Source organism: Micromonospora sp. NPDC005197 (genome assembly GCF_040608295.1).
In the GTDB taxonomy this organism is placed as follows: domain Bacteria; phylum Actinomycetota; class Actinomycetes; order Mycobacteriales; family Micromonosporaceae; genus Micromonospora.
In genome coordinates, this window is record NZ_JBEXHY010000239.1 from 1 (window position 1) to 3490 (window position 3490).

Here is a 3490-nt window from a genome sequence, read left to right on the forward strand (position 1 = left end):
CCGCCGGCCGGGCGACAGGTCCGGCTCTGGTACCGGGCCGGCGGCGGTCCGACCGGCAACGTGGCGGCCGGCACGCTGACCAGCCTGCGCGATCCACTACCCGGGGTACGGGTCGACAACCCCGCGCCCGCGGCCGGCGGCCGGGAGATGGAGGCGCTGGAATCGGTGCTGCTGCGCGGCCCGTACGAGTTCTTCGCCCAGCAGCGCGCCGTCACCGCCCGCGACTTCGAGGTGCTGGCCACCAGCTCCGGCGCGGTGGCGCGGGCCCGCGCGTTCACCCGCTCGGCCGTCTACAGCTTCGCCCGGCCCGGTGAGGTCGAGGTGGTGCTGGTGCCGTACGTGCCGCCGACGGCCCGCCCGGGCGGCCGGCTGCCGGTGGCGGTGCTGCGCGAGCACGAGGTGCCCGAGGCCCGCCACCGCGTCGAGGGCGACCTGGAACAGCGCCGGATGGTCGGGATCCGCTCGCGGGCCACCTGGGCCCGGTTCAAGGCGGTGTCGGTGCGGGCCCGGGTGGTGGTGCGCCGGGAGGAGGACGTGGACGCGGTCCGGCGACGCATCCACGACCGGCTGCACCAGACGCTCAGCCCGCTGCCCACCGCGCTCAACCCGACCGGGTGGCCGTTCGGTGAGCCGCTGCGCGCGTCCAACGTGTACCGGTTGTTGGAGCACGCCGAGCCGGGCGTGCGCTACGTCGAGTCGGTGCGGTTCGTGGTCGACGAGGCCCCCGACGCCGAGGTCCGCGCCCTCGCCGTCGACCAGTACCAGCCGCGCACCTGGTACGCCGGACGCGGCCCGGTGCTGTTCCGCTCCAGCAACGCGGGCTCCGGCTGGGAGCCGGCCGGCCGGTTCGACGACGAGACCGTGCTGCGGGTGGCGCCCGCGCCCGCGCCGGTGCGACCGGGCATCGTCGCGCGCCCCGGCTCGGTGGCCGTGGTGACGCTGCGCGCCTCGGGCGGCTCCCGGGTGCACCTGAGCACCGACCTGGGTGAGACGTGGTCGCTGCTGACCGACCTGGACTCGCGCATCTCCGACGTGGCGTGGCTGGACCGCGACGGCGCCGGCGCGCTGCTGGTGGCGACCGACACCGGGCTGTACGAGGTGTCGCTGCTGCCCGGCGCGGTGCCGTTGCAGATCCTCGTCGATTCGTCCGACGCCGACCGGGGCTTCTACGCCGTACGCGCGTTCGTCTCCGAGCGGGGCGCTCCCGGTGTGGCGGTCGCCGCGCAGGCGGGCTTCGGGGTGTACCTGTCGACCGCCGGTGGCCGGCCGGGCAGCTTCGCGCACGTCGGCCTCTCCAACGTGGACAACCGGGTCCTCGCGGTGCAGTACGACGGCCCGGCCACCCTGCTGTGGAGCGGCGCGGGCGAGCCGGACCCGAAGAAGCCCGGCCAGGGCTGCCACCGCACCCGGCTGTTCGAGTCCGACGTGCAGTGGCAGACCGTGCAGAGCGGCTGGATCGGCGGGACCTGCCGCGACCTGGCGTTCGCCGGATCGCAGGCCCTCGCCGCCACGCAGAGCGGCGGGGTGCTGCGGCTGGACACCCTCGCGGCCCAGCCGCAGTGGCAGTCGGTGTCGGTCAACTGCGGGCTGCCGCTGCGCGACCGGACCCGGTTCGTGCCGGTGGACGCCGTCGCCGTGAGCGGCCCGGCGACCGTCGGTGCGAACGGTCCCACGGCGGGCGACCGACTGGTCCTGGCCTGCGGTGAGCGCGGCGTGTACCGCAGTGCCGACGCGGTCAACTGGACCGCCAGCGCCAACCAGGCCACCGCCGACGTGGTGACCGTCCCGGACACGTGGCTGCTCTGCTCCGGCGAGCACGACATCGAGGTGGTGCGCCAGGATGCGACGCTCGGCGATTGAGCGGCTGCTGCCCGCCGCCTACCAGCGGGCGTGCGTGCCGGGCAGCGTGCTCTGGGCGCTGCTGGACGTCATGGAGGGGCTGCACGCTCCGGACGAGGCGATCCTCGCCGAGGTGGACGCCCTGTTCGACCCGTACCGGGCGCCCGACCACCTGGTCGTGCGGTTGACCCGCTGGGTGGCGATGGACCACGTGGTGGCCTCGCCCCGACCGGACGCCCCGCTGCCGCTGCCGGTGGGCCGGCTCCGTGACCTGGTGGCCAACGGCGCGCTGCTGGCCCGGTGGCGCGGCACCCCGTACGGGATGCGCCGAGCGCTGGAGCTGGCCACCGGGTTGCCGGGGTTCGTCATCGACGAACCCGACGAGCGGCCCTTCCACATCGTGGTGCGGGTGCCGGCGGCCGCCGCCGGTCAGCTCGCCGTGATCACCCGAATCGTCGAGGCGGAGAAGCCCGCGTCGACCACCGCCGAGATCGTCGTCGCCGCTTCGCCGCCACCCACCCCGCCGAGCGCGACACCGTCCGCAGAGGAGCCGTCATGACCACCGAATGGACCGTCGTCGCCGCCGCGTCGCAGTTCACCCTGGATGCCGCCAACCACGGCGAGCTGACCTTCACCGTCTCCAATCCGGGCCTGGCGCCCGACACCGTGGTCTTCGACGTGGCACCCGGCGAGGGCAGCCAGCGGGCCTGGTTCACGGTCACCGAGCCGCAGCGGGTGGTCCCCGGGCAGGGCTCGGTCTCCTTCCTGGTCCGCCTCGCCGTACCGGCGGGCACCGCGCCGCGCCGCTACGACATGACCGGGTTCGCGTACTCGGCGAACACCGCGCCGGAGGAGAGCTCGCGCTCCAGCGGCCGGGTGACGTACGAGGTCCGCGCGGTCGCCGCGCCGAAGCGGACGCCCTGGCCGTGGATCGCCGCCGCGGCGGCGCTGGTGCTGGTGGTCGGCGGCGTGGTCGGCTACCTGCTGACCCGCCCCGACGGCACACCCACACCGGGCACGCCACGGGTCGTGACGGTGGAGGCGGAGAGCCTGGTCGACGGCGCTCGAATCGAATCCCCGGCGAAGACCGCCGCGGCGGTCGGGGCGCAACCGAACTGCTGCGACGTGACCTGGTCGGGCGACAAGCAGCTGTTCTTCGCCGGCCTGGCACCCGGCGACCGGGTGAGCGTCACGGTCGAGCTGCCCGCCGACGCGCTCTGGCGGTTCTCCACCAGGCGCACCACGTCCTTCGACTACGCCAACACCATCTGGCAGGTCGACGGGGTGCAGCTCGGCGGCACCTTCTTCGGCTTCACGCCGACGGTCGTCCTGCAGGACTTCACCGACGTGGGCACCGTCCGGCTCGGGCCGGGTCGGCACACGCTCACCCTGGTCGCGGTGGGCAAGACGCAGGGCTTCGACAGGTACTTCGCCGGCGTGGACCAGATCCGGTTCACCGAGGTGACCGGGGCGGTCGCGCAGCGATGAGCGGTCGGCAGAAGGTGGTGCTGGTGACCCTGGCGGTGCTGCTGGTGGCGTTCTTCGTCCTCGCCGTCGGTGTCTCCGGCGGCGACCAGGGCCGCGCGGACGATCCGCCAGTCGCCGCTCTGGTACACGTCGACGGTCTCCGAGGCGACCTGGATCAACGACT

3 protein-coding genes are annotated in these 3490 nt (G+C 74.4%); all 3 read left to right on the forward strand.

The annotated features are described in order from the left end of the window. Nucleotides 1-1860 (forward strand): baseplate J/gp47 family protein (locus ABZU46_RS31355; protein ID WP_354863310.1); only part of this gene is annotated, 1860 nt, incomplete at its 5' end. After that, on the forward strand, nt 1841-2398 hold the full coding sequence (locus ABZU46_RS31360; protein WP_354863311.1) for a phage tail protein: 558 nt from the start codon (nt 1841-1843) through the stop codon (nt 2396-2398). The genes ABZU46_RS31355 and ABZU46_RS31360, both read left to right, overlap by 20 nt. Beyond that, the gene (locus ABZU46_RS31365; protein ID WP_354863312.1) at nt 2395-3327 is read left to right on the forward strand and encodes a hypothetical protein; all 933 of its coding nucleotides are present in this window, start codon (nt 2395-2397) and stop codon (nt 3325-3327) included. Before ABZU46_RS31360 ends, ABZU46_RS31365 begins: the two co-directional genes overlap by 4 nt. The last annotated feature ends 163 nt before the right edge of the window (nt 3328-3490 follow it).

What these genes read in the sequence shown, in the direction of transcription:
- ABZU46_RS31365 (WP_354863312.1), top strand. Translation starts at nt 2,395, where the DNA reads ATGACCACCGAATGGACCGTCGTCGCCGCCGCGTCGCAGTTCACCCTG.
- ABZU46_RS31360 (WP_354863311.1), top strand. Translation starts at nt 1,841, where the DNA reads ATGCGACGCTCGGCGATTGAGCGGCTGCTGCCCGCCGCCTACCAGCGG.